The sequence below is a fragment of the Deltaproteobacteria bacterium genome, from assembly GCA_016933965.1.
Classification (GTDB): Bacteria; Desulfobacterota; Syntrophia; order Syntrophales; family UBA2210; genus JAFGTS01.
Genome location: JAFGTS010000024.1, coordinates 12014 through 38741 on the forward strand (window position 1 = coordinate 12014; position 26728 = coordinate 38741).

Genomic DNA, 26728 nt, shown 5'->3' on the forward strand with positions numbered 1-26728 from the left:
CAGACTCCCGCCTTTCTATTTCCGGGAATGGACCGCCTTAACAAATGTCGGAATGAATTGCGTCAGGTCCTCCACGATACAGTAATCAGATACCCCGAAGATCGGGGCCGACGGATCGGAGTTAACGGCGATGACGAGCTGTGAGCCCTTCATGCCGGCGATATGCTGGCTTGAACCGGAAATGCCGCAGGCGATGTAGAGCTTTGGTGAAACGGTTTTCCCCGTCATGCCGATCTGGTGACCGTAATCGAACAATCCCGCATCGCAGGCGGCCCGTGATGCGCCAACGGCCGATTTCGAAAAGACCGATGACATCTCGTATATCAGAGGGACATTCTCCGCTGTTCCCACCCCCTTGCCCGCCGAGACGATGACGTCGGCCTTTCCCAGTTCCAGCCCCGCGTATCCTGCTTCCCGTATCGAGACGGTCCGTGTTCCTGTCGGAACGTGGTGAAACGGTACGCGGTCGACCGGTCCCGGTGTATCCGCCTTTCCAGTGATCGCGGGCCAGGCTCCCGGGAGAATAGAGAGAACCGCCCGCTCGGTCAAAGTGCTTACGACGGCGACGATCTTTCCTCCCCACTGGGAACGGTCAAAGGTGAGATTCCCGGCTTCCGTTAAGAAGGCTTCAACCCCTGTCACACAGGCTGCGTCGAGACCGAGTGCCAGCAGTGGAACAAGTTCATAACCGGCGGCAGCGGTATGGGGGAGGCAGACGAACCGGGGGGGCGCATCCCCGAGAACATCCAGGATGGCGGATGCGTAAGCTTCCGCGTTGAACAGGTCGAGACCATCTCCCTGAATGTCGATGACGGGAAGCCCGGTGTCTTCGGCGAGTATGCGCGCCGGTCGACTCGATGAGCCGCCTGCGACGACGATCGTCACCGTTCCATTGATAGCCTGTGCCAGCTCGACAGCGCAGGAGACCGTCTCATAGGTGACCGGTGTGATCTCATCACCGATCCGTTCAGCGATCACGACAATGGACATGAATCCCTTTCCTCCATTATGGCGATCCGGCTCCGGCATTTACAGCATTCCCCGCTCATGAAGCGATACGAGCAGGGCCTGTGCCTTTTCTTCTGTGGTTCCAGAAAGAAATATACCCTTCGTCCCCTGCGCGGGGTGCCGGAGTCGTGTCACCCGTTCCCTGGCAGCCGGTGGGGACAGTGTTTCCCCCTCGATCGTCGTGAGTTCCTGGTGACGGGCCCGGAGGACATTCGACAGGGCCGGATATCGGGGTCTGTTAATGCCGGACTGGATGGTCAGCAAGGCCGGCAGGGCCAGCGTAAGACACACATGCCGGCCCCCTTCGATCTCCCGCTCCACAAAGAGGGTTTCCCCCCGGTCGTCGAGCTCTCGGTGAATGACCGACGCGGCGCAGGGATATCCCATAAGGGCGGCGGTCATCTGTCCCACCTGGCAGTGCATGTCGTCTTCCGCCATGACCCCGGTCAGGATCAGGTCGTAACTCTGTTCCCGTGCCCAGGCGGCTATCATTGAGGCCGTTTCGAGCGGTGTCTCGAAGCGTCCTTCCCCGGTATGAACATGGATACCACGGGAGGCTCCCATTCCGAGCGCCTTCCGGAGTGTCTCCGTGACACGCGGCGGGCCGACGGAAATAACGTCTATCGTTTCAACGGGACGCTCCTCCCGTATCTTCAGTGCTTCTTCGAGGGCGAACTCATCGAAACGGTTCATCCGGTATGTTCCTTCAAACAGGATACGACGCCGTGTTTCGTCGATGTTCAGAAGCCCTTCCAGGTCCGGGACCTGCTTGATGCAGACAAGGATGCGCATGTTCTGAATACCTGAATACCTAAGTGCCTAAGTGCCTAAGTGCCTGATAAAACATACCTCCCCTTTGGAAAGGGGGATCGAGGGGGATCTTAAATACATAAATCCCTCCCGGCCTCCCTTTACGAAAGGGAGGTGAAAAAACCTAATCCGTAATCCGTAATCCGTAATCCGTAATCCGTAATCCCATTCTCCCTCCTACCCCAGACAGCGTTTTTTTGCAATATAAAAAACGAACGTTCGCTCATTTATTTGTTGACAAGGAACGGTTCGGCGGACTATACGAATGTCATGGGCATGATCTACATGATACGGCACGGACAGGCCTCTTTCGGCCGGCGGAATTACGACAGGATCTCCCCGCTGGGTATCAGGCAATCGCGGATTCTCGGAGAATACCTTGTCCACACAGGGCTCCGGTTCGACGCGGTCTATTCATGGAAACTTGAACGCCAGCAAGCGACGGCACGGGAAGTTATCGCCTGTTATCGCGAAGGGGGATTGGACATTCCCGATGTCATTTTTTCTGAAGCACTGAATGAGTTCGACTCAAAGGCCGTCATCATGGCCCAGGTTCCGGACATGGTAAGAGAGAACCCCGGGGTGACGAAGGATATCGAGAACATTTACACCGACAGAAAGTCGTTCCAGAAGGTTTTTGAAGAGGCCGTCCTGCGATGGATCTCGGGTAAATATCAAAAAACGGGCCTGGAGCCATGGCAGGATTTTTCTTCGCGGGTCTGTGGGGGTATCAGAATGATCATCGCTGAACAGGGCAGGGGGAAGAAGATCTCCCTGTTCACATCGGGAGGTGCCATTTCGGCCCTGCTGCAGAATTCACTGTCGTTGCCGGCAGAACAGGCTATCAGGCTGAGCTGGCAGATCATCAATACCTCGGTGACTCGTTTCATGTACGATGACGAACGGATCACCCTGGCGGGGTTCAACATGATCTCCCATCTTGAGCTGCAGAAGGACCCATCGCTGATCACGTATCGGTAAGATGCGGGGCTCCATTACCGCGGTCGGATAAGAATCGCCGGCTTCCACCGGCTGAATAACAGGAGGTATTCTATGGACTTTATGGTACCGGAAAAAATACAGGTGATCACCGGGATGATCGACGAATTCGTCGACAGGGAATTGATCCCCCTGGAACCGGAATTTCTGAACAGGACCTTCAGGGATATGGTCCCGGTTCTGAGTGAAAAGCGGGACATGGTGCGGAAAATGGAACTATGGGCCCCGAACCATCCACGGGAGTATGGAGGCATGGGGCTGAATCTCGTCGAGCACGCCTACGTGTCGGAATCACTCGGCAGGTCTCCCATCGGTCATTACGTGTTCGGCTGCCAGGCGCCTGACGCGGGAAACATTGAGATCCTGTATCTCCATGGAACGGACGAACAGAAGGAAACATGGCTCCGGCCCCTTATTGAAGGGAAGATCAGGAGCTGCTTCAGCATGACCGAGATCGACATGCCCGGTTCCAATCCCATAATGATGGATACTACGGCCGTAAAGGACGGTGACGAATACGTCATTAACGGACATAAATGGTATACCTCGTCGTCGGACGGGGCCGCCTTTGCCATTGTCATGGCTGTGACGAATCCTGATGCACCGACCTATTTCCAGACGAGCATGATCATCGTTCCCTGCGATACCCCCGGGTTCAACCAGGTTCGCAACATACCGGTCATGGGAGAGGCGGGAACGGATTATAACGGCCACGGCGAGATCATCTACCAGAACTGCCGGGTACCGCAGAAAAACCTCCTGGGACCCGAGGGGCATGCCTTCGTGATCGCCCAGGAACGCCTCGGGCCGGGACGGATCCACCATTGCATGCGGTGGCTGGGTATCTGCAAGCGGGCCTTTGACCTCATGTGCAAGCGGGCATCGGAACGGGTCATGACGCCCGATGGAAAGACCCTGGGGACCAGGCAGATCATCCAGTCCTATATCGCCGATTGCGCCGCCGACATCCAGGCCGCCCGCCTCATGACCCTGCACTCGGCCTGGAAGATCGAGCAGTTTGGTGTCAAAGAGGCGCGAGAGGACATATCGCTCATCAAGTTCTTCGTGGCGAACGTCATGCAGAAGGTCGTAGACAAGGCGCTCCAGGTGCATGGAGGTCTGGGAATGACCGACGATATCATCATCCCCTGGTTCTACCGGCATGAACGGGCCGCCAGGATCTACGACGGTGCCGACGAGGTTCACAAGGTCACCGTGGCCCGCAGGATCCTGCGTGGTTACGAGGGAAAGAACATACGGTAGGGGAAAACAGAGTGGAGCGGTTTGAGTGAAGTTCGAAACGTTTAAAAAAATGGTGAGGCTCTCCACGGAAGACATTTCCAGGGAATTGTTTCTGGAAAACAGGGAGCGGATCAAGATCAAGAAGGAGGACGTGGCCGTCAGGAACCTCGTGAAGATCTTCGAAGCCGTCCTTGTCATCAGCAATCGAAAGGGATTCGCGGCGATGAGCCTCAGGGAATTGAGCGCGGAGGCCGGCCTCAGCATGGGGGCACTCTATACCTATTTTTCGAGCAAGGATGAACTGCTCGATATGCTGCAGGCGATGGGACGCGCTATTACCGGACGGGTTCTGCGGGACCAGATATCCGTGGTCGATGACACGAGGGAAAAGCTCAGGACGGCGATCCAGGCCCATCTCTATCTGAGCGAGGTCATGCAGTCCTGGTTCTATTTCTCCTATATGGAGACGAAAAACCTGAGCCGGAAGGAACACAAAAAGGCCATCGAAGCGGAACTGTATACGGAGAAAATATTTTCCGACATCATCGAACAAGGTATCGGAGAAGGAGTGTTCTCCCCTGTCGATAAAGATCTGACGGCCGCCGTCCTGAAGGCGATGCTCCAGGACTGGTATCTGAAACGATGGAAATACCGGGGAAGGAATGTTTCCGTGGAACACTACGCGGAATTTCTCACGGAACTTGTTGAGTCTTATCTTTTGTTGACGCGGTCATGATGGAGGAGAGAATGGATGTGATCGATAAATCAGTGAAAGTCAGGGAAGGAGAAGAACTTGATCTCAAACCGGTCGAGACCTTTTTGAAGGATTCCGTTCCCGGCCTGCAGGGGGAACTGGTGGTCGAGCAGTTTCCTGGAGGATATTCGAACCTGACCTATCTTATACGGGTAGGCGACAGGGAGCTTGTTCTGAGAAGACCGCCATTTGGCAGAAAAGCGAAATCGGCCCACGACATGGGAAGGGAATACCGGATCCTGTCGGCGCTGCATCCCCTGTTTCCCTATTGTCCGAAGCCCCTTATATACGCCGAGGATGATTCCGTCATGGGCTGTCCCTTTTACGTGATGGACCGCATCAAGGGCATCATTCTTCGCAAGGACCTTCCTCAGGGCCTGGCTTTTGAGCCCAAAGATGCTCGAAGGCTCTGTGAGAACCTTCTGGATATCCAGTGCCAGCTTCATTCCATCGATTACCGGGAGGCGGGTCTTGAAGATTTCGGCAGGCCCCAGGGGTATGTGCGCAGGCAGGTTGAGGGATGGAGTGAACGCTACCGGCAGGCCCGGACGCCTGACGCGCCGGATTGCGAAAAGGTCATGGCATGGCTTGCCGAGAAGATGCCCGGTGAAATAGACAGGGTTTCCGTTATTCACAATGATTATAAACTGGACAACGTGGTCCTCGACCCCGAGGACCCGACACGCATCACCGGTATCCTGGACTGGGAAATGGCAACCATCGGGGACCCGCTCATGGACCTGGGATCCTCTGTCGCCTACTGGGTGGAAGAGAATGATCCACCGGACCTGCAGGCGATCCGCCTGATGCCGACCAATATGCCGGGGGCCCTTACAAGAAAAGAACTGGTGGAACGGTACGTTGAGAGATCGGGGATACCCATTGATAACTTCGATTTTTACTACTGTTTCGGGCTTTTCCGGCTCGCCGTCATCGCCCAGCAGATCTACTACCGTTTCTATCATGGCCAGACAAAGGACAAGCGGTTCCAGATGTTCATCTTCGCTACGAAGATACTCGAGGCTACGGCACTGAGAGTAATGGCGGAATCGAATCTGTGAAACCCCTCCGGCGCCGTATCCGCGACTCGAAAAAGGAGGTTTTTCCATGTATGAATTACAGTTTGACCCCGTCCTTTGCGCGAACTGCATGACCGTCGATTGCATCATGAAATGCCAGTACATCGACATGGAGCTTGCAACGGCAAAGGAGGAACACGACAAGGTGGTCAGGGGTGAGGATTCGGCGATTCTGAGGAAATGCGTGACCTGCTATGCCTGCGAAGAGTATTGCCCCTGTGACAATCACCCCTTTTATCTCATTGTCGAGCGACAGGAACAGCTGGATATTCATCCGGTCCCGAAGCCCATAGAAAAATCTCAGGTCATCATGATGGCGCCGAAGGGACGGATCGAGCGCCAGGAGGTCAAGGAACCGGTTATCAACCTCTGCTACTTTCCCATGCTGAAGCGATCCATCGCGGGAAAACTGTACGAGGGAGCTTCGCTTATCATGGGCAGCGACATCTTCTGCAATCTCATGTTCCTTCACTTCGCCCGCAACTCGGTCATCAAGGAGCGGCTGCCGGCGATGATGGACAATATCATGGCCTATCATCTGGGTCCGAGCGGCGTGAAGGATTTTGTCTGCTACCATGACGAGTGTTACGGGACCTATACATCCTGGGCGCCGGCCTTCGGTATGGAGGTCCCCTTCAGGCCGATCCACCTTTTCGATTTTCTTCAGAAGCGCCTGACGGAATTACAGTCACAGATAAAACCGCTGGGGATAAAGGCAGCCTATCAGCGTCCCTGCTCGAACCGCCTCTGCCCGGAGACGGACCGGTTCGTCGATGGTATTTTCGAACTGATCGGCGTTGAACGCGCGGAACGGGAATATGACCATGAAAACGCCCTCTGCTGCGGGGGTGTCATGGAGGCACAGCAGTTGTTCGACCTGGCTGAAGAGGTCCAGGGTAAGAACGTTGAGGACATGAAAGCCTCAGGCGCGACGCATTGTGTCTTCAACTGTCCCTTCTGTTTTTTCACTCTCATGGGGAAGGTGACCGAAAAGGGTATGACGCCCATACTGATGTCCGACCTGTGCCGCATGGCGCTGGGCGAGTAACGGGAAGGGAGGGAATCCATGGACCGGATATATGAAAAACTGGCAGCCATCGTGGGAAAGGAGTTCATTTCCAATGCCCCTGAGGAACGATATCTTTATGCCCGTGACCAGGGTGTGCAGCAGGCAAGCGCGCCCGACTATGTGGTGATGCCGGACTCGACGGAGGAAGTGCGGCAGATAGTGCTGCTGGCCAATGAGGAAAGGATACCCGTTGTACCCATGGGGGGAGCACTGGTGCTTTCGGGCCTCACTATCCCGCTGCGGGGGGGCATCGTCCTGGATATGAAGCGGATGAACCGGATCCTCGAGGTGAACGAAGCGAGCCATTACGTCGTCGTAGAGGCCGGTGCGTCACATGGAATGCTTCAGGCCTATCTGAAAAAACACCATCCCGCGGTGAAACACTCAGTGCCCGACGCGCCTCCCGTGGCGACCGTCGGCGGGAATATGGCCATTCACGGTTCCGGCCATCTCTCACAGAGCGAAGGAGGGTTTCATTCCGAGATGGTCACGGGACTCGAGGTGGTCCTCGGTACCGGTGAGGTGCTGAAGCTGGGGTCCTGCTCCACCGTACCGAAGTGGTTTTCCCGGGCCCCCCTGCCCGACCTGGCCGGGTTGTTTCTCGGATGGAACGGTACGACGGGGGTCATCACCAAGATCGGCATGAAACTCTTTCCCAGTCCGAAACTGAAGGACGTGATGATGTTCATGACGGAGGATATCGACTCCGTAACGGATATTCTTTTCCGGGTCATCGGTACCGAAATGGCCGAGGACATCGCCTTCTTCGTGTCCCCCATGCCCGCCTATTTCGACGGCTTTCAGCTGCTCATGGTTTCCGTCGTGGCAAATTCGGAGAAGGAGATGAGGATGAGAAAAGAGCTCATCCGGGATTCGGTTCAGTCCTATCTCGACGACAAGGAAGCGGGATTCCTTCCCCTCCCGCCGCATATGAAGGTGAAACTGGTGGAAGCGCCGCAGAAGAACCTGAGCGAGTTCGCAGATGTCATGAAGGGCGGCGGCTTTGAATATGTGGGGGCCATCATGCCCGTTGAGGCCATTCCCGAGGCATACCGCGCGGGTCTGAAGATCACCGAAAAATATAATATCACCTATTCCATGGGTGCCCGGGTCGTCGGCCGCGGTCACTCGGTCATGTTCTATTACGCCTATCCCTTCAATCGGGCCGACAAGGAGAACATGGGAACCGTGGCAAAGGCCCTGGAGGAGACGAATGAAGCGGCCCTGGAGATGGGCGGCATTCCCTGGAAGACGGAGGTTTCGGGCCAGCAGCTCATACTGGAGCGGATGGAACCGGGGACGTACCACTTGATGACGCAGATACGGAAGCTTCTCGATCCCAATGGGATCATGAATCCCGGCAACTGGGAGGTGCGGTCATGAAACAGGAATACGCCGATATAGTTCACCGTTGTTTCCGGTGCGGATGGTGCAAACTGCCGACGAACTACGTCGATTTCAATTGCCCCGCCTACCTGAAGTACCGCTTCGAAACATTCGCTTCGGGCGGGAGGATGTGGCTTATCAGGGCCTGGCTGGACGGAGATATAGAAACGAGCGAGCGTCTCGGGCAGATCCTCTTTTCCTGCGTGACCTGCAAGAACTGTGTCGAAGCCTGTGCCCTTCCGAAGATCAAGGACAGCCTGGTCGATATTTTTATCGCCGCCCGGGAGGACCTGGTCGAGAAAGGCGCTGTCCCCCCCGCTGTCCGGGATTATCTGAAGGCCATGAGCATCAGCGGCAATCCCTATAAAAAGCCCCGGGATGAGCGGAGCGACTGGGCGAAGGGACTCGATCTGCCCGAATTCACCGATCAGGAGTACCTGTTCTATGTCGGTGACGTCGGATCCTATGACGAACTGGGCATGAAGATGGCACGGGAGGTCGGGAAACTGCTGAGAGATACGGGCCTGTCGATCGGCATCCTCGGCTCCGCCGAAGTGAGCGACGGCAATGATGTGAAAACGCTCGGGGAAGCGGGACTCGCTTCGCACCTGATGCAGGAGAACATCAGGGTCCTGCGGGAACGGGGAGTACGGAAGATCATCACCCTGTCTCCCCACGGGTATAATGCCATGAAGAACGATTATCCTTCACTGGGGGGACGTTTCGAGGTGTATCACTACACCCAGGTGCTCGGCCTCATGGTGAATGACCGGGTACCCAAGGGAACGCTCGACGTGAAGGTGACCTTCCATGATCCCTGCTACCTGGGACGGTGGAACAGGGAATACTGGGGTCCCCGGTTCCTTCTGGGTTCCGTTCCGGGAGTGCGCCTGGTCGAGATGGACCGTAACATGCAGAATGCCCTGTGCTGCGGTGGCGGCGGCGGAAATTTCTATACCGATATCCTGGGAACGGGTGCCGATTCGGCAAGCCAGGTCAGGGCGCGGGAAGCCCTTGACACGGGAGCCGACATCCTTGCCGTGGCCTGTCCCATCTGCCACAAGATGCTCGACGATGCCGTGAAGGCAGAGGGGCTTGAGGGCGCCATCAGGGTCATGGACGTGGCGGGAGTGGTAAATCTATCGAGAGGCTGAGGAAAAACAGATGAAGGTTGAAGACATAAGAAAAGTATTGGTCCTCGGGGCAGGGACCATGGGACAGATGATCGCGTTCCAGACAGCCCTGAGCGGCTATGAGGTGGTCGTCTATGACATCGATGAAGGCGTCTTCGAGAAGGCACGGGCGCGGATGGAAAGAATCGCCTCGTCGCTCGTCAGGCAGGGAAAGGCCACGCGGGAGCAGGCCGATGAATCAATCGCCCGCGTCCGGATGACGGCGGACGCCGCCGAGGCGGCCTGCGACGCCGATTTCGTGAGCGAGTCGGTGCCGGAGGACCCCGCTTTGAAAGGACAGGTCTTTGCCCGGTTCAACGAGCTCTGCCCGCCGCGGACCGTGTTCACCACGAACACGTCCACTTTGGTGCCCTCACAGTTCGCGGATCAGACGGGAAGGCCGGACAAGTTCGCCGCGCTGCATTTTCATGACATCAGAACGAACAATATCGTGGATATCATGCCGCACCCGGGGACGGCACCGGAAACGGTGCGGCTCATCGAGGATTTCGCCCGGAGTATCGGACAGACGGCCATCGTCCTTCACAAGGAATGGAACGGCTATGTGTTCAATACCATGCTTTCGAGCTGGTTCTCGTCGGCCCTTACCCTGGCGTCGAACGACGTCGCGTCTCCCGAGGATATAGACCGCGCCTGGATGGGTGTCATGAACGTTCCCGTCGGGCCCTTCGGGGTGATGGACCAGGTGAGCCTCAGCACCGTCTGGTTCATTCTTGAATATTGGGCTTCGAAGAACAACGATCCCCAGGCGAAACAGAACGCACAGTTCGTCAAGCAGTATGTTGACAAGGGCTTTCTGGGGGCAAAGGCGGGCCGGGGTTTTTACTCTTACCCCGGTGCTGCATACCGGCAGCCGGATTTTATTGGAAAAAAATGACGGACGGGCGGAAAACCCTCAAAATGGTTGACATTGCTATACGAGATTATAATTGATCGGTGAGAGAGCTTGTATGGGAACCTATTCGCTGGAAGAATTGGAACGATATTTTTCACCTCATCACATCGCCGTTATCGGTGCCACCCCGAACAACCAGTGGTTCGGCAACATTGTAGCGAACGCCGTCGAAGCGGGTTTTACCGGCAGGTTCTATCCGGTCAATCCGCGGGCTGAGGAGATATACGGGGTCAGGGCCTTTCCGAATATTGATGAACTGCCGGCGGAAGTTGATTTCGCCGTCCTTATCGTGAAGAGTTCCCTCGTGCCCGACGCGGTGCGGAAACTCAACAATCGTGGCGTCAAACATGTGCTCCTTGTTTCATCGGGGTTCGCCGAGGTCGGGGAAGAGGGCAGGAACAGCCAGGTTCAGCTCCGGCGTTACTGCCGGGACGAGGGGATCATCCTCATGGGGCCGAACTGCCTCGGTTTCGTGAATCCGGCGAAGAAGGTGAGCGTTTTCAGCGGGCGGGCCGTGGAGGGTGCGCCGTTTTCCGGCCATGTGGCCGTTGTAGGCCAGAGCGGCGCCACTTCAGAGGTGATCGCCACGAAGATACTGAAAAAGGGACTGGGGATTTCCCTCTATGTCACGACGGGGAACGAAGCCCTGCTCACGGCGGAAGACTGCATGGAGTACCTCGTTCATGACGACAGGACCCGTGTGATAACCGCATTCATCGAGGAGTTCAGGAATGTCAGGAAGCTGAAGGAGGTTGCCAGCCGTGCCGCCGAAGAACGGATCCCGATCATCATATTGAAGATCGGCAGTTCCGCGAAAGGGAAAAAGGCGGCCGCTTCCCACACGGGGGCCCTTGCCGGGAATGACAGGATCATTGACGGCCTGTGCCGGCAGCTCGGGATCATCCGGGTGGAAACCATCGAAGAGCTTGTTGAAACCACCGCCCTGTTTTCACGGGTCCCTCGGTTGCCGGCCGGCCCGGGTCTCGGGATCTGTACCTTCTCGGGGGGATTGTGCGGCCTCTATGCGGACCTCTGCGACAGGTACGGCATAGCCCTTCCGCCCCTGGAGGAAAAAACCCTTTCACGGCTGAAGGAGCTCCTGCCCGCCTTTGCCCTGCCTGATAACCCGCTCGATGTGACCGGCTCTGGGTTTCTCGGTGGTATGAAGGAAATAGTTCAGTCCATGGTGGAGGACGGGAACCTCGACCTGATCGTGCCCATCTGCATCCCCCCCCAGAACGAAGAGGATTTCTTCGCTCCCATTATCAATGATTCATTCCTGAAGATCCTGCCCACGGTGAAGAAACCCGTCGTGCCGATCACTTTCAGGGAGATGACGGACTATGCGCGACGGTACTTCAATGAGAAGGGATTATTCTATATAGAGAGTCCCGACGTCGGCTTCAGGGCGTTGGCGCACTTCATCGGCTATGGTGTATTTTTGAAAAGATCGGCCGAAGGGAACGGAAGCTAGCCCTGTGGTCATGAGAAATTTTTCTTGGGATCACCGCCGACCGGAGCCGTTACAGTAACAATGCCGGTGAGACATTCCCGGTGCAGTAGCTGGACGCCGGTACATATCATATCTCCGGGCATCTGAGAGCCCTGCAACTACTGAGGCCTTATGGATTCAGGAAGGATCGCAGCTTTTTTTGATTTTGACAGAACGCTCATCGTGGAAGAAAGCGGCAAGATGGGTTTCCGGTGGATGCTGGACCAGCGGATGATCCTCCCCGGGTTCATGATCAAGGTCCTGTTCTCCAGCCTTTTCTACCGGTTGAACCTGCTCTCCGAAGAACGCATGGTCCGGATAATGTTGAGTTTTTACAGAAACCGGCGCCTTGAGGAGTTTCAACCGGGTTCCAGGGATTTTTACCGGGAATACCTCAGGCCCCACTTGGCACCGGCGATCGTGGCGAGGCTCGAAGAGCACCGGGAGAGGGGACACCTGCTTGTCCTCGTATCGGGCTCGCTCCGGTATCTCCTGGAACCGGCCGCTGAGGACCTCGGGTTTGACCTGCTTCTCTGTACCGACCTGGAGGTGGACGCCGACGGCTTTCTGACGGGGAACCCCGAAGGCCCCGTCTGTGTTCAGGACAACAAGAGACGGGCCACCCTGAAAATAGCTGAGCAGCATGGCCTCGATCTCGGGCGGTCCTATGCCTACGGAGACCATCATGCCGATATTCCGCTGCTCGAGTTGGTGGGATATCCCCATGCCGTGGAACCTTCAGGAACACTGGAGAAGGTCGCCCGTGAACGGGGATGGCCCATTCTGCGATACCGGTAAGTGCCTACGGAAAAGATGAAACTTCATATTCATGGACTTTTCATAGATTAATGCTCAGATCCCTTTTTCGTTGGCCCGAAGCGTTTTTGACACATCTAACGGCTTGCTTCAGGCGATCTCAAAACTCGCCTGCGGCTCAGACAGTTGAGATCGCTTATCTTCCGCTTCGCCAAGATGTATTGCAAAAACGTTTCAATGGCCGCTTCAACAGAGATGTGAGCATTAGTCAGGCCATCCACGTTTTCAGATCTCACATTAATTACACGCTCCCAGTCGTTACGTCAGGAACCGTATCGTGAAGGGATAGCGGAAATGTTCGCCCCTGCTCGTCTTGACCGAGGCAATGATGATCAGAACAATGTCGGTAATGATGACGATGGGCAGCAGGACGAACCCGATGAGAATAACATAGAGAAGCCCCGCGATCAGTGCGTAAATGGTCATGGAGATCTGGAAGTTCAGTGATTCCCTTCCCTGTTCGTCCACGAAGGGGAATTCATCTCTCTTGACCAGCCAGATGATGAGCGGTGCGATAATGTTTCCCAGGGGAAAAACATAGGCACAAAGGGCGGTCAGGTGACAGAGCATGGCCCAGGTTGTGTCGCGCTTGTCCTCGGCTCCAGTGTTCATGGGTTCATCCCTTTCTTTCATCGGTCATCGGAAAATCCCCATGACCGGTATGCTATTCATCAAGAATCGCCACCACTCGTGCCGGTCCGGCGCTGCCGCCCTTGATCTTGAGAGGGAAACAGGCCACCTTGAACCCGAAGGGAGGCAGGGGGGCGAGATTCATGAGCCGTTCAATATGACAATAGGGAACACCTGCCTGGTGGGCCGCCCAGAAAATTCCCGTTTCCTGTTTTTCAAGGGCCTCGGCTACCTGAAGGTTCAGCGGCCGGTCCCAGCCCCAGGCGTCGATGCCCACGACACGGATACCCTTTTCGTAGAGCCATCGCGTTGCGTCAGCGGTGACACCGCATCCCTTGAACATGTAATCGGGTTCGAAGTAGAACCGGTCCCTTCCCGTGTACATCAGAACGATATCAAGGGGCTTCAACTCGCGGCCGATCCGCTCCAATTCCTTTTCGACATCATCGACTGTCACCGGGTTGCCTTCCCCCTTACCGGTCATGTCCAGCTTTACCCCGTCGCTGAAAAACCACTCAAGGGGCAGTTCATCGATGGTGGGGGCCTTTTTGCCGTCGATGGTGCTGTTATAGTGCCACGGTGCGTCCACATGGGTTGAGTCATGGGTTCCCAGCCGCGTGATTATTTCCATGGACCAGCCCTCGCCGTCGCGGAGAAGATGAGACGGCAGACCCAGGAGGTACTCCACCTGTTTCGCCCCCGATGCATGATCCTGATACTCTATCTGTGTTTTCAGAATATCGAGCGTTCCTTCGGGGCTGTTCTCTATTGTCGTTGAAAGGTCAATGATTCGCATGGGTATCCTCCCTTATGAAATATGACGACTTTGTAAAAAGTCCATATGCTGTGTTACGCTTCATCCTACGTCATTGCGACGTACAAAAAAGTACGCCTCATTCCTCAGGATTCGCGCGCCTTGCCTCTGGAGCTTTTTACAAAGCCGCTCCATCCGCTCAGGTTTTACGACTTTTTACAGGGTCGTGAAATATAATGCGTGTATTCTTACCCATGATTGCAAAATAATCAATACCCGACCGCTTTTTGCCTGCATCTCCCGCCTGCCGCGGCTGGTATGTTCCAAAACGCCCCGGCACAGGTGTTCCTTGATTTTTCCCACTGCTGCCATTATGATGCCCTCTGAGTCCTGAAGGAAAACTTTTTGAAAGGCACGGTGGTCATTGACCATGGAAGTACCGTCATTCTTCGAATCCGGTTTTTTTATCTGGGTGGTGATCCCGCTGCTCATATTCTTCGCCCGGATAATCGATGTTTCGATCGGGACGATGCGTATCGTCTATATCGCCCGCGGCTTCAAGTTCCTGGCACCGATCTTCGGTTTCGTCGAGATACTCGTGTGGCTTCTGGCAATCGGCCAGATCATGAGGAACCTGACGAATCCCCTCTATTACGTGGCATACGCGGCCGGCTTCGCGACGGGGAATCTCTTGGGCATGTATATCGAGGAGTGGCTCGCCGTGGGCCGGGTAATCATCAGGATCATTACCCAGAGAGATTCCTCGAAACTCGTTCAATTCCTTCGGTCATCAGGATACGGTGTCACTACCGTCGATGCCGAGGGTGCAACGGGCAGTGTGAAATTGATTTTCACCGTTGTCGACCGGGAGAGTGTGGAGTCCATCATTCCCGTGATACATAAATATAATCCGAGAGCATTCTATTCGGTCGAAGATGTCAGACTTGCCCGCGAAGGAATATTCCCGCCGTCGAGACGCCTCACCGACCTCCTGAGGCTTCGAAAAAAAGAATAGACAATCGAGCCTGGTGCCGCACGGCGTAATGTTAAAAATCAATCCATTCCCACCATCGTTTATTGTATTGTGAGATCTATCATAATATCTTCAATAATTACGGTAGAATCCTCATGATGAATTAGCAACCGCATGTTCACCTGCATTACGCGGGGAGTGAACTCACCGAGCTCATCCCGGGTCACGCGGGGCGGTGGAAGCGGCCGTTCTTGGAGTGGGGGAAAAATACCTCAGGCAGAGCGACGGGATCTTCGGTTTCGTCAAGAAAACATTGAACGGGGACCAGTCAGCGAACCCGAGGGCGGCGGTCACCGCTCGCACAAACGGCACGGGAAGCCATAAAATCGCTCTGGGCCAACCTGAAGACCTGAATGAACGGTTCTCAGTTCTCAGGCCGATGCGGAGATTCTCCGCAGACGGGAGATTGTTACTTCGGCTTCCTCGACGATATCGCGGATAATGACCCCGATACTCTTGATATCCTGTATCAGGCCGATGCCTTCACCGGCCGAGGCGATACCGTACTCCACGTTCCCCTTCTCATACACCGTTTTTCCGAAGTTGCCCTCCAGGGCGCTCATCAATTCCTCGAGGGTGCCGCCTCGTGATTCGATTTCCTGGATCTTCGCCGTTGTGGCGTTCCGGATCATCCGTGCCGAGTTGCCGACGGATTTCATCAGCACTGCCGTATCGGTTTCGCTGATCTCGAGAAACCGCTTTTTCCAGTTCTCATGAAGGGGGGCTTCCGTGGATGCCAGAAAGCGGGTGCCCATGAGAACCGCCTCTGCGCCCAGGGCCAGCGCTGCCACGAGCCCCCTGCCGTCGACGATGCCACCGCCGGCGATGACCGGGATGGAGAGTTCACGTGCCGTCCTGTTGATGAGAACCATGGATGTTGTGTCCGACATGCCGGTGAAACCGCCGCATTCATATCCGACGACGATGACCGCATCAACGCCGATGCTCTCGGCTTTTTTTGCGAACCGTGCCTGGGGAACTTTATGGATCAGAGGAATACCGGCTTCCCTGATGCGCGGTGCGATCTCGACGGGGAGCCGGCCGGCCGTTTCAAAGGCGGCGACCTTCTCTTCTATTGCCGTCTCCAGAAGATCGAAGAGCGCCTCTCCGGGGTTGATAGTGGAAAGCATCGAGATGTTCACCCCGATGGGTCCATCCGTCAGGGCTCTCGCTTTCCGTATTTCCGACTTCATCGTCTCCGCGTCGGCGAAGGTCGCCGCGGGCAGGAACCCGATACCGCCGGCCTCGGCCACGGCTGCCACCATTTCGGCGTTCGATACCCAGTGCATCGCTCCCATGAGGATCGGATGCCGGATCCCCAGCAGTTCTGTCACTCTTGTTTTGATCATGTTCTCTCCCGCGGTACCCGTGATATCGGCACATTCGATCCAGGTGCCTCTCCGGTCAGGGCATGAATCGGAGTGTGATCGCCCGCGGACCGGTGTGATTTTGATCAGGGGCCCTGTTTTTCGTTGTGGCTGATTCAACTGAAGGGCATGACGGTAATCACCGCGCTCAACCGCCAGCGGTCTCCACACTATGATTCCATCAAATGATGGAATATGTAAATAAAATCAACCGGAATGTCAAGCAAAAGTTGACGGTTTTGTGAGAAAGACCATATGGGGTGCCTGAAGATGCAACCGGTTCTTTCTCCTTGACAATCTTCTAGAAAACGATATTGTTTTCAACAGGTTTCAACTTTTCGTCGCGGCCGGTGAAAATCCCGGGCGCAGGGATCGAGCTGGGAAATGCCCGTGGCGGAGGATCGGCCGGCCGTCTCATGTAATTGATGCAGTAGAATATGTCGGGGGAATGTCGAAGTGGCCGGGAAAGTCGTTGTCATCGGTTCCGGGATCGGGGGGAGCGGTGCGGGAGCCCTCCTCGCGAGCGCGGGGTATGACGTGACGCTTTTTGAGTCTCAACCCTTTTCAGGTGGAAGGTGCGCCTCCCTTGAAAAAGGCGGGTTCCGCTATGATATCGGGGTCCATATGTTCAGCCGGGCCGACCGGGGGCCAATCGGTGAGATCAACAGGTGCCTCGGTGGTGACCTGACATGGATACACCGGAACCCTCCCTGCAGGGTCATGGGCAGGGTTGAATTTGATTTTCCTCTTGACATCAGACCACTGGGAACACAGATCAACATCGCCAGGAGCCTGGGGGTGAAACCGAAACATTACCTGGGGGCCTTCCGCCTGTTCCGCTCGCTGTTGAGGGGCACCGGGGTGCAGCGTAACGATGAGATCATGCTTCGTGATTACATACATCGATACACCGATGATGACGTTATTCATCTTTTCATGAACTGCATTTCCCAGCTCTATTTCGCCCTTTCCTACAATGAATCGAGCGCCGGCGAGTTCATCTGGAGCTTTTCCCGCATGTTCAATGATGCCGCTTTCGGATATCCCACCGGCGCCGGAGGTGAAATAACCGATTCCTTTCTGCGCTCCGGCGGGCGATGGGGAATGAAAGTCCGCTTTGAAGAGCAGGTCCGCCGGATCATCGTGAAACGGGGTCTTGTCTGGGCTGTGGAAACCGACAGGGGGACCTGCCGTGCTGATATCGTCGTTTCCAACGCGGGATTGCTGAACACGATCAGACTGGCCGGTGAGGAGCATTTCCCCGATGATTATGTGGCGAAAGCGGAAGGATACGTGGATTCGAACGCCTATGTAACGATCAAGTACGCGCTGGAACGGCCCGTTATTTCTTACCCCGTAGTATTTTACATGCCCTCCGGTGATCCCCGGGGGGTCTTCGATTACATTCGCCAGGGCCGTGTTCCGGAAGACCCCTATATTTTCATGCCCGTCCCGTCCAATCATGATCCACGGCTGGCGCCGCCGGGAATGCAGCTTGTCATCGCCGGAACGGCGGTTCCCTCTGATGCTTCCGATGAACTCTGCCGGGCGGTGCAGGACAGTATCCATCGCAAGGTGTGTGAACTGTTCCCCGATCTGGAAGGGGCCATTATCTGGCAGCTTCGTTCAACGGGAAGAGATGTCGCCGAACTGACAGGGCACCGGCGGGGTGAATGCATCGGCCTCGGACAGACACCCTCACAGGTGGGTGAATTACGGCCGAGCATGAAGACCCCTGTTCAGGGGCTCTGGCTTGTCGGAGCCGATGCCGGCGCCCGGGGCATCGGTACGGAGATCGCCGCGGGGAGCGCTCTGAGCCTGTCTGCCGTGCTCAATCCCCGGTGAAGTTCCGCCTGTTGTTCCTATTTATCCAGGCGGTACGCATCATAACCGTGATCGATGAGATACCGATCGTAGATGGGAAAAACCCTTTTCGCCGCCGGAAGTACTTTGAGCATGCGATGAACGGGACCCTTCAGGACGACCCGTTTTTTTATGAGCGCATTGGGGAGGTTCAATCCACCGAGCCAGAAGCGGTGCCCGTCCTCGGCGCTCACATAGAAAACAGCGGTGGGTTGTTTCGGATTTTCGTCGTTGAAACTGATCTGTATCGGTTCTTCCTCACAGTCTATGATGATTCGAAGGTCAGGGTCCTTCAGCTCGAAATGAACGACCAGGCGGGTGTCGTTCAATTCCTTTCCCGGTTTTTCCACGACGGGATCTCTCTCTTCCATGCGTCGTGTAAAATCGACAAAAAACCCTCCCAGGACTTCCTTTAATTCCTCAGTCGATTCGAATTTTTTCATGGTTCCCGCTCCCTCGATTCAGTCGTTTCTTCCCTCCCCGCATTTTCCTCCTTCAGGAGTCTCCGGTGAGCCAGGACGGCGGCGCCCAGGGCCCCGATCAGCTGGGGATCGATAGTGCCGTCAAGAGAGGTGATCGCACTGCCCAGCTTCTGTCCCAGGGCGGCAACGACGCCTCTGTTTTTTGCGACGCCGCCCGTAACGACGACCTTCTCACGAAGTCCGACACGATTGACGAGAACGGCCACGCGATTCGTGAGCGATATGTGCAGGCCTTTGATGATGTCTGGGATGTTGGCGCCTTCGTTGATCAGATTGATAACCTCCGATTCCGCGAAAACGCTGCATACGTTCGAAATGGCGACGGGACTGGTGGATCGTCCGTCAAGGGCGCCCAGGTCTTCCACGCCGACCTCCAGTATGCGGGCCATCATTTCGAGAAAACGTCCCGTTCCGGCGGCGCACTTGTCGTTCATCGCGAAATTCTTGAGCCGGCCCCGTTCGTCGATGGCGATCGCCTTGCAGTCCTGCCCGCCGATATCGATGACGGTCCGAACATCGGGAACGAGAAAATGAGCGCCGGCGGCGTGGCAGGATATCTCGGATGCATTGTCGTGGGCGAAAAGGACCTTCGCCCGTCCGTAACCGGTGCCGATGATCGACGCCACTTCCGTCGGAGAAACTCCCGCCATTTCGCAGGACTCATGAAATACCCGCTCCGCCGTTTTTACCGGATTGACCGTGCTTGGACCGATAACTGAGGAAAGAATGTTCCCGTTCTTCATGATGAGCGATTTTGAAGCCGTGGACCCGATATCGACGCCGGCGGTGATTTTCCCGGATGAGCTCATTCTCTCCCCCCATTCATGCCTGATCTCTGCCCGGTATGACGATATCCTCAACAAAATTCTTGATCAGGACCTCCACATCATCCCGGGGAGTGACACGCGGGTCCAGCATGTCGAATTCAAAGATGAGCAGGGGAAGCCCCATGCGTTCCGATTCCTCCCTCACGAGGCCCGATGCCCCCCAACTGTGAGTGCACCCCAGGTGCCCCGGTATGATGCCGAAGTCGGCGCCATAGAGTTTACACAGGGTCCGGTAATCGGAAAGATAATCTTCTATGCTGCCGAGGAGTTGCCGCGTCATGGGGAAATTACGCAGGGCGTTGTATGCGATACCCTCCAGGGTTCGCTCTCTGGATGACAGGTCGATCAGGTTGCCGGCGTTGAAGAAACCGAACATGTCCATGGGAATGGTGACCTTGCACTCCATTTCGAGCCAGTTGTAGAAATTCAGGTCGGTCCAGAAGGGGGTACCGTACCATATTGCCCGGACTTCCTCCCCGTCAACGGCCCGGTTTCCGCGCTCGATGAATTCCTTCTGTTCCTGGAGGGTCTCCAGGGCATACTCGACGCCGCTTTCGTGGCCGGAGAACACCGTTACCACAGCTGCCATGATGGACAGGGTCTCGCAGGGCTGGGCCGCCGGCCGTATCTGCCGAAGGTCCGCCCATTCGGCCACCGACTCCATCATTTCGTTGTACAACCGGCAGGCGTGACCGAGACGCTCATAATCGTATGTTATATGCAGGGTGTCCTCGAGGAACTGTATGACGCTTATGAACTGCCGCGCCACGTATTCGATCTGTTCGCGGCCCGCCGTCGAGGGCATGTCGAGAACAATGGTTGGTTTTTTTGTTTCGGCCACCATGTTGTTCACCAGGCATGTCTGGGAATCACAGGGCGTGGTCAGGTAAAATCCCGCGTCGGGCTGGGGGATTACCCTTTCTATGTAGCTGCCGTGGGCGATGCGGTCCACGGAACATATCTCCGGTGCCATTCCGGCGGCCTCGGCCGCATCGGCAAGCCGGGCGTTCCACACACCGGGTTCGCCCACCAGCGACTGGATCACCGGCAGCGCCTCGAGCTGGTACCAGAAGACCTCGTCCGTATTGAAGCCCCGCATGAGGGTGCCGGGAACGGCGAAGTTGCCGTAGATGATCTTCTTTCCCTCGTCCATGGCCCGAAAGACCTCATCGATATAGCGGCGGTATATTTTCAGAACGGCACCATGGGTGCGGTCTTCTGATTCCTCCGAAAAGATATCCTGAAGGATATCTATGGATTCGTATACCTCTTCCCATATTTTCCATCGCTCTTTTCCGAGAATGGCCATATCCGGATTCCCTCTTGTCAGTTAAATTCCTTCCTGGCGTTGATGAGTTCCACGAATGCCTGCAGTCTGGTCTTCATCTGGCCCGTGGAGAAGAAGCCGTATTCGCGCTCGAGCTGCAGGAGCGGTATGTCCAGTTCTTCACAGTAAGGCCGCATGTTAAGGACATCCACGCCCCAGAGTTGGCAGAACTTCAGCTTCTGGAAAATAATGCCGTCTGCGCGATACTCCCGGTACGTTTCCATGATCGCTTCGAGACGTTCGGGAAAGGAATCACCGATACGGGCACAGGGGAAATGTGTCAGATAACGGCGGGACAAGGCCGTCAACGGCTCTTCGTTCACATTCACATCGTCCCGGTATGACCGTAGTCCGAAACAGACAGGGTCGGCAACCACGTCGATCCCCTGTTCTTCCACGAAGGTCATGTAATCGGGTTCATCAAGAAGGCTGCCGGCAACCAGGACCCTGACGGCTCCATTCCGGCCGGTGGCCGATTTTCTCGATTCGAGCAGCGTTTGTGCCGCATCGATGAAATCATCGATCGGCATTTGGTGGAAAGCGATCGCGACGGTAAGCATCTCGGCGCCGCTGATCGGCGGGGCGTCGTTCCGGCGGAGTTCCGAGAGCTCCCGCAACAGTTTCCTGCCACGGTTGTACAGGTCTATGGCGGATGACAGATCATCGTCCCTGATGCGGAAGTTGAGCCATTCTTCAATGCCGGTTTTCAGGGAGGTGAGTTCCTCGGTGAAATAGGAAATGTTTTCCTCCCGCTCGACTCGCGGGACATGGATCACATCATGATAGGAAGGCGGGTTCTTCACCATCCAGTTTTGCGTTGCCCGGCGGATCTGATCGCAGGTGTTGCAGCCGATCACCCCGTCGATGAAAGAGAGGTCGTTTTCGAGGGCGAGTGTCAGGACATTCCGGCAATAGGTGCAGGTGCGTGCACTCAGGTAGGTTGTTCCGGCACCGATATCCCTTCCGGGAATACCGGTTATCCGATAGGGGATGGCACCGGCCGCGTAAATGATCTCCGCAGGCAGGTAGGAGCAGAAGTAGCCGATTATCTTGTTTCCGGCGTCCTTTTCCTCTCTGATGCGTCGATTATAAGGGTTGGCGACGACCTCCCGAAAGGGTTCCATGGCTTCCGTGCTCACGATGATCGCTCCCCGGGTCCTGTTTATGATTCCGGATTTTCAGTGAAAGGCCGATCCGCATTTTCAACGGGTCTGTGAGGGATTGTAAGAATTCGTGAAGATGTGACGTGCCGTCAGGCGAGATTCACCATTGCAGTATCCCTCCCCGGAATGTTCGAGGCCCCCACCAACATACTGACATTGTGAATAAATATAAGACGAAGTATAGAGGAATGAGCGGTGAAAATCAATTTTAAAAATTCAGTTTGCTTCTTCCGCCGCTGCATCCTGTTCCCTGGCAAGCCCCGCCAGGGCCTCTTCCACATATTTCCAGTTGAAGTGACTTCCACGGTACTTTTCAAGTGCATCGGGGACACATTCAATGAATGCTTCCACTACGTCTGGTTCGAAGTGGGTCCCGGCGTCGGTTCGCAGGATTGAAAGGGCCTGCATCACCGGCATGGGGTCCTTGTTGAGGGTTTCACCTTCGGTGTACTTGGGATAATCGCGCTTCGAGGTAAGAGCGTCGAACACGTCGGCAACGGCCATGATCCTGGAACCAATATGCAGCTGCTCGCCTTTCAGTCCGTCGGGATATCCCTCGCCGTTTATTTTTTCGTGGTGGTGGGCAGCTATATCGGGGACATCCCTGAGGTCGCTGGGAAAGTGGAAGTTCTCAAGGATTATTTTTGTTTTCTTTGCGTGGGTGTTCATTTCAGCCCGTTCAGAAGGAGAGAAGACCCCATCTTTCAGAAGGATCGTGTCGCGTATGCCGATCTTGCCGATATCGTGAAGCAGGGCGGCAAGCTTCAAAGACTCGATTTCTTTTTCACTCATCCCCATCTTTCTCGCGATGAGAAGGGAGTATTCCTTGACCCGCTCCGAATGGCCCGCCGTCAAGGGATGCCGTGCGTCCACGGTGGCTGAAAGGGTGTTGATGGCGCTCTCAAAAGACAGGCGGATTTCTTCAAGGAGAAAGGAATTTTCCAGGGCAATACCGATCTGGGCGGCAAGGGCCTTGAGCAGGATCTCATCCTCATAGTCGAATTGCACCTTGTCCTGCTTGTTGATAACCTGAAGAACCCCTATACGCTCACCCTTCAGGTTCTTGATGGGAACGCATAACACTGATCGCGTTCGGAACCGGTTCTTTTTATCGAAGGCCCGATTGAAATAAGGCAGCTTCCAGGCATCTTCCACATTTATGATGATGCCCGATTCCGCGACGCGGCCGCTGATCCCTTCCCCGATGGGCAGGCGTATCTGGCCCACTCCTTCTGCCACCTTGGTCCATAGTTCGCTCCTTTCCCAGTCTATGACATAGAGACTTGTGCGCTCGGCGGCCATGACCTTCGTGACCCGGGAGATGATCATGGAGAAGAGATTGTCGAATTCCAGTTCCGAGGAGAATTCGACCCCCACGGCGATCAGATTATACAGAATGTTCCGCAGTCGCTTGTATTCCGTCTCGTTATGGAGGGCCTGGTTGAAAAGAATATTGAACGAGTGGACCAGGCTGAGGACCTCGTTCTCCTCATGGTTGAAAACGGCGGAGCCGTTTCCTTTGGCCTGACCCGACCGGGAGCCGATGATGTTAAACTGTGTTGACTTTGATCTCAGGAGATTGGCCGCCCGCTCCAAGTACGCCACCATGCGCGCGATAAGCAGAAAACAGAGAAAGGAGATCAGAAGGATCGCTACCATGCCTCCCTGGACCGGTTTTGTAAGCTGCTGGACCTGGTTCTCCGTGAGCAGTGGCAGTATATACTGAGCGATCAGGAGGATCAGTATCAGGAGAGGGATGATCGACGTCAGGGCAAAGAGCACCGTGAATATAGTCCGGGTCCTTTCCGTCAGAAGTGACCGGAAAGATGAACGCAATGTGCTCTGAATTTTTTGAACCATCAACTGTACTCTCTTCCATCACGCGATGATCTGAGAAAAAGTTAAGTTAAAATAGCGCAGTAACACCATCCATGTCAATTGGAGATTTTCTTTTCTTTTTTATGGCCTTGCCGATAGAGGAATGCCCGGTACAGTGAAATGATGTCAAGTCCGAAGTAGTACCGATGCCAGAGCAAAAGAGACGCCGTCATATCTTGTAATTTCTGTAAGCCGCTCACTTTCCGGGGAAATCCGTGCCTCAGGCGGGCCGCGTCCTGAAAGGTGTCGACCTTTACCATACCTTCGGCGCCGGGGACGACGATGCCTGACGTCATGAGCGTTCTGTACCGCCTGTTCGTTTCTTCCGGCGTGGGCCCGCATATGATAGCACAGTGTCCGCAGACGACAGGGATCGGGTACGAGTCGATCCCCCGGACCCCGACGCGGTGAAGGATATCGGCCAGAACCCGATAACGCTCCCCTTCCTCCGCGGGGAAGGACTCAAGACCGTCGACCTCTTTCGTTACCGTGTCCTCCGGCCACAAAAAGAAGCACAACTGCCGGAGGATGTTGAAACGGGGTTCTGAATCCCCCGTCGATAATCCTTTTTTCAGAAGCGTATACACAAGTCGGACCTTGGATATTTTTTTCGGTTGTTCCCGTATCCATCCGTCAATCCAGTGCAGCCCCCAGTTCGACCATTTTTTGTCGGAGCTGAGACTGTGAAGGCCGAAACAGGAAATATTGCAGCGGTCTATGCCGTGTCGTTTCCCCCTGGAATATAATTCATTATTGTAAAGAAGGTGTTCTTCCTCGCTGCTGTCAAACATTTCCGAAGGGCACACCCGTGCGCACCGTTTGCAGTCCCGGCAGCGGGTTTCAATGAAATGACGGGGGTGCATGAGAGGATCGCTCGCGAAAGCGGCATCGGTCACGACCGTTCCAAGGTACTGAGCGGCACCGTATTCCGTCGTCATCACATTGCCGGACCAGCCGAGACCGGCGATCCCGGCGGCAATTGCCCCGAAGCGGTGTGAAAAAAACGGCCGCGTGGCAAACACATAGGGTAGTTTGCGGTAGTCGGCGCTGAGCGGCAATGCCTTCGCCCGGAAACCGAGCGACCTGAGGTAGCCGGCAATATTCTCCTCTATTCTGAAGAGTTTCTGGTATTTCAGGAACTGGTCGAAGTTGTGCGGCGCCGGCGATCTTTTTCCAAGGAAGTCATATATTGCCGGGACATCCATGGGCAGGGCCAGGGAAATGATCGATCTCCCTCCGGGCATGCTGTACGCGAGATCAAGTGACGGCATGCGTGCGCCCCTGAACCGGTCCGGTCCGGCTATCCCCGCGACCGTGACACCCTGCTGCGCGATAAACTCCTTAATTTTTTCTTCAATATGTGCCATGGATGGTTTCCCTGGTGATCCGGGGTTATCTCGTAAAGATCATTTTGAGGGAAATGAACAAAAGGGCCACGCCGAACACCTTTTCCAGTACCGTGCTGGAAAGTTCCGTTGCCAGTTTTGCACCGAGAAAGCTGCCCACCACAAAACCGGCACAGATCAATACCGCGATCCTCATGTCCACGAATCCTTGGCGATAGTATGCCCAGGCGGCAAGAATGCCGATGGGGGGGATCATCAGCGCCAGGGTCGTGCCCTGTGCCTGGTGCTGGGAAAGTCCGAAAAGAAATACCAGCGCCGGCACGATGATCACGCCACCGCCGATACCGATCAGACCGCTCAGGGCGCCGGCGGCGAATCCCAGCATTATGTAAAGCCATATGTTGACCATAGGGTTTCCTCCCTTTCATGGTTGGAACTTTCGCACCGATCCCGGGTGTTACCAGTGTTACAACCGGTGCGCGCTTTTCAGCTGCCGTAACGGGAGGTGATGACGACACCCATCCCCGTCCGGTGGAATGAGGTTTCTCTACAGTATATGTGGGGAATTGTCCTGATTCAACAGCTAAATGTCACAAAATATCAAAGGTATTCAGGTGGCATTCTGTTGAGACCCTCCGGATTTGGATTTGTTGTGACATGAGGATTTCCCCATAGCTGCCATGTGATGCGGGTGGTATGTTCTATCTGATGATCCTAAAGGGGAGATCTCTGACTTTTTATAAGGGGAGCCGGAGGTTTTGCTTGGACATGAAACATGACTTGAGGTGTCACAAAGGGAAAAGGAGGATTTCATGAAGTCAAAGGGAATAATCATCGTTTGTATTTGTGCGGTTCTACTGGCACTGTTTTCCTTCGGTGCATGGGCAGTGCCTCCCGATACCGATACGGATGGCGATGGTGTGCCTGATAAGAGTGATAACTGTATTTACATCTGGAATCCGGATCAGACTGACACTGATGGCGACAAAGACGGTGATGCCTGTGATAATTGTGTGAACACGCCCAATCCCAGTCAGTCAGACACTGACAATGACGGTGTCGGCAATGCTTGTGACAACTGTCCCAATGATGCGAACGTAGATCAGGACGATACCGACGGAGATGACGTCGGTGACACCTGCGACAATTGTCCGGCCGTTTCAAATACCAATCAGGCCGACGTTGATGATGACGGCATAGGGGATGCTTGTGACAACTGTCCCAATGATGCGAACGCAAATCAGGGTGACTCTGACGGTGACGGCATAGGGGATGCTTGTGACAACTGTCCCGGGACGCCCAACGCTAATCAGGC

At 55.4% G+C, this 26728-nt stretch carries 25 protein-coding genes; 13 read left to right on the plus strand and 12 right to left on the minus strand.

The window, feature by feature from the left end; translation table 11 throughout:
* Positions 1-15: 15 nt before the first annotated feature.
* Positions 16-990 carry an electron transfer flavoprotein subunit alpha/FixB family protein gene (locus JXO48_05800; protein MBN2283384.1) on the minus strand — a complete coding sequence of 325 codons (975 nt, stop codon included), beginning with the start codon at positions 988-990 and terminating at the stop codon, positions 16-18.
* 39 nt (positions 991-1029) lie between these two features.
* Positions 1030-1800, minus strand: coding sequence for an electron transfer flavoprotein subunit beta/FixA family protein (locus JXO48_05805; GenBank protein ID MBN2283385.1), 771 nt, complete (start codon positions 1798-1800; stop codon positions 1030-1032).
* A 294-nt stretch (positions 1801-2094) separates the two neighbouring features.
* Between JXO48_05805 and JXO48_05810 the strand changes: the two genes are divergently transcribed.
* The 10 genes from JXO48_05810 (at position 2095) to JXO48_05855 (ending at position 12725) form a co-directional block, all read left to right on the plus strand.
* The gene (locus JXO48_05810) at positions 2095-2799 is read left to right on the plus strand and encodes a histidine phosphatase family protein (protein MBN2283386.1); all 705 of its coding nucleotides are present in this window, start codon (positions 2095-2097) and stop codon (positions 2797-2799) included.
* 72 nt (positions 2800-2871) lie between these two features.
* On the plus strand, positions 2872-4080 hold the full coding sequence (locus JXO48_05815) for an acyl-CoA dehydrogenase family protein (protein MBN2283387.1): 1209 nt from the start codon (positions 2872-2874) through the stop codon (positions 4078-4080).
* Between the two features lie 49 nt (positions 4081-4129).
* Positions 4130-4795 carry a TetR family transcriptional regulator gene (locus JXO48_05820; GenBank protein MBN2283388.1) on the plus strand — a complete coding sequence of 222 codons (666 nt, stop codon included), beginning with the start codon at positions 4130-4132 and terminating at the stop codon, positions 4793-4795.
* Positions 4796-4806: 11 nt separating this feature from the next.
* Complete coding sequence (locus JXO48_05825) at positions 4807-5874, plus strand: phosphotransferase family protein (protein ID MBN2283389.1); 1068 nt, start codon at positions 4807-4809, stop codon at positions 5872-5874.
* A 46-nt stretch (positions 5875-5920) separates the two neighbouring features.
* Positions 5921-6940, plus strand: a complete 1020-nt coding sequence (locus tag JXO48_05830; protein MBN2283390.1) for a (Fe-S)-binding protein — start codon at positions 5921-5923, stop codon at positions 6938-6940.
* A gap of 18 nt (positions 6941-6958) precedes the next feature.
* Positions 6959-8344, plus strand: coding sequence for an FAD-binding oxidoreductase (locus tag JXO48_05835; protein ID MBN2283391.1), 1386 nt, complete (start codon positions 6959-6961; stop codon positions 8342-8344).
* On the plus strand, positions 8341-9501 hold the full coding sequence (locus JXO48_05840) for a (Fe-S)-binding protein (protein MBN2283392.1): 1161 nt from the start codon (positions 8341-8343) through the stop codon (positions 9499-9501). The genes JXO48_05835 and JXO48_05840 overlap by 4 nt, the downstream gene beginning before the upstream one ends.
* Positions 9502-9511: 10 nt before the next feature.
* On the plus strand, positions 9512-10417 hold the full coding sequence (locus tag JXO48_05845) for a 3-hydroxyacyl-CoA dehydrogenase (GenBank protein ID MBN2283393.1): 906 nt from the start codon (positions 9512-9514) through the stop codon (positions 10415-10417).
* Positions 10418-10490: 73 nt separating this feature from the next.
* Positions 10491-11909 (plus strand): acetate--CoA ligase family protein, encoded by a 1419-nt coding sequence (locus JXO48_05850; protein MBN2283394.1) that lies wholly within the window; start codon positions 10491-10493, stop codon positions 11907-11909.
* 150 nt (positions 11910-12059) lie between these two features.
* The gene (locus JXO48_05855; GenBank protein MBN2283395.1) at positions 12060-12725 is read left to right on the plus strand and encodes an HAD family hydrolase; all 666 of its coding nucleotides are present in this window, start codon (positions 12060-12062) and stop codon (positions 12723-12725) included.
* Between the two features lie 276 nt (positions 12726-13001).
* Here JXO48_05855 and JXO48_05860 read toward each other — a convergent pair whose 3' ends face one another.
* Positions 13002-13376, minus strand: a complete 375-nt coding sequence (locus JXO48_05860; protein ID MBN2283396.1) for a DUF4870 domain-containing protein — start codon at positions 13374-13376, stop codon at positions 13002-13004.
* 31 nt (positions 13377-13407) lie between these two features.
* Complete coding sequence (locus JXO48_05865; GenBank protein ID MBN2283397.1) at positions 13408-14169, minus strand: cyclase family protein; 762 nt, start codon at positions 14167-14169, stop codon at positions 13408-13410.
* 388 nt (positions 14170-14557) lie between these two features.
* Between JXO48_05865 and JXO48_05870 the strand changes: the two genes are divergently transcribed.
* Complete coding sequence (locus tag JXO48_05870; GenBank protein ID MBN2283398.1) at positions 14558-15142, plus strand: DUF2179 domain-containing protein; 585 nt, start codon at positions 14558-14560, stop codon at positions 15140-15142.
* Between the two features lie 389 nt (positions 15143-15531).
* Here JXO48_05870 and JXO48_05875 read toward each other — a convergent pair whose 3' ends face one another.
* Positions 15532-16506, minus strand: a complete 975-nt coding sequence (locus JXO48_05875; GenBank protein ID MBN2283399.1) for a nitronate monooxygenase — start codon at positions 16504-16506, stop codon at positions 15532-15534.
* A gap of 477 nt (positions 16507-16983) precedes the next feature.
* Between JXO48_05875 and JXO48_05880 the strand changes: the two genes are divergently transcribed.
* Positions 16984-18372 (plus strand): NAD(P)/FAD-dependent oxidoreductase, encoded by a 1389-nt coding sequence (locus tag JXO48_05880; GenBank protein MBN2283400.1) that lies wholly within the window; start codon positions 16984-16986, stop codon positions 18370-18372.
* A gap of 17 nt (positions 18373-18389) precedes the next feature.
* On the opposite strand, the gene JXO48_05885 is transcribed toward JXO48_05880, so the two are convergent.
* From JXO48_05885 to JXO48_05915, 7 genes are all read right to left on the minus strand, one after another.
* Complete coding sequence (locus JXO48_05885; protein ID MBN2283401.1) at positions 18390-18833, minus strand: SCP2 sterol-binding domain-containing protein; 444 nt, start codon at positions 18831-18833, stop codon at positions 18390-18392.
* The gene (locus tag JXO48_05890; protein ID MBN2283402.1) at positions 18830-19681 is read right to left on the minus strand and encodes a hypothetical protein; all 852 of its coding nucleotides are present in this window, start codon (positions 19679-19681) and stop codon (positions 18830-18832) included. Before JXO48_05890 ends, JXO48_05885 begins: the two co-directional genes overlap by 4 nt.
* Positions 19682-19694: 13 nt before the next feature.
* Positions 19695-21008, minus strand: coding sequence for a 2-hydroxyacyl-CoA dehydratase (locus tag JXO48_05895; GenBank protein ID MBN2283403.1), 1314 nt, complete (start codon positions 21006-21008; stop codon positions 19695-19697).
* A 17-nt stretch (positions 21009-21025) separates the two neighbouring features.
* Positions 21026-22165, minus strand: a complete 1140-nt coding sequence (locus JXO48_05900; protein MBN2283404.1) for a 2-hydroxyacyl-CoA dehydratase — start codon at positions 22163-22165, stop codon at positions 21026-21028.
* A gap of 240 nt (positions 22166-22405) precedes the next feature.
* Positions 22406-24049: an HD domain-containing protein gene (locus JXO48_05905; GenBank protein ID MBN2283405.1), complete on the minus strand. Its 1644-nt coding sequence runs from the start codon at positions 24047-24049 to the stop codon at positions 22406-22408.
* Positions 24050-24123: 74 nt separating this feature from the next.
* On the minus strand, positions 24124-25434 hold the full coding sequence (locus tag JXO48_05910; GenBank protein MBN2283406.1) for a hypothetical protein: 1311 nt from the start codon (positions 25432-25434) through the stop codon (positions 24124-24126).
* A 25-nt stretch (positions 25435-25459) separates the two neighbouring features.
* The gene (locus JXO48_05915; protein ID MBN2283407.1) at positions 25460-25822 is read right to left on the minus strand and encodes a sulfite exporter TauE/SafE family protein; all 363 of its coding nucleotides are present in this window, start codon (positions 25820-25822) and stop codon (positions 25460-25462) included.
* A 403-nt stretch (positions 25823-26225) separates the two neighbouring features.
* Between JXO48_05915 and JXO48_05920 the strand changes: the two genes are divergently transcribed.
* Positions 26226-26728: thrombospondin type 3 repeat-containing protein (locus JXO48_05920; protein ID MBN2283408.1), on the plus strand; the 503-nt coding region annotated here is incomplete at its 3' end.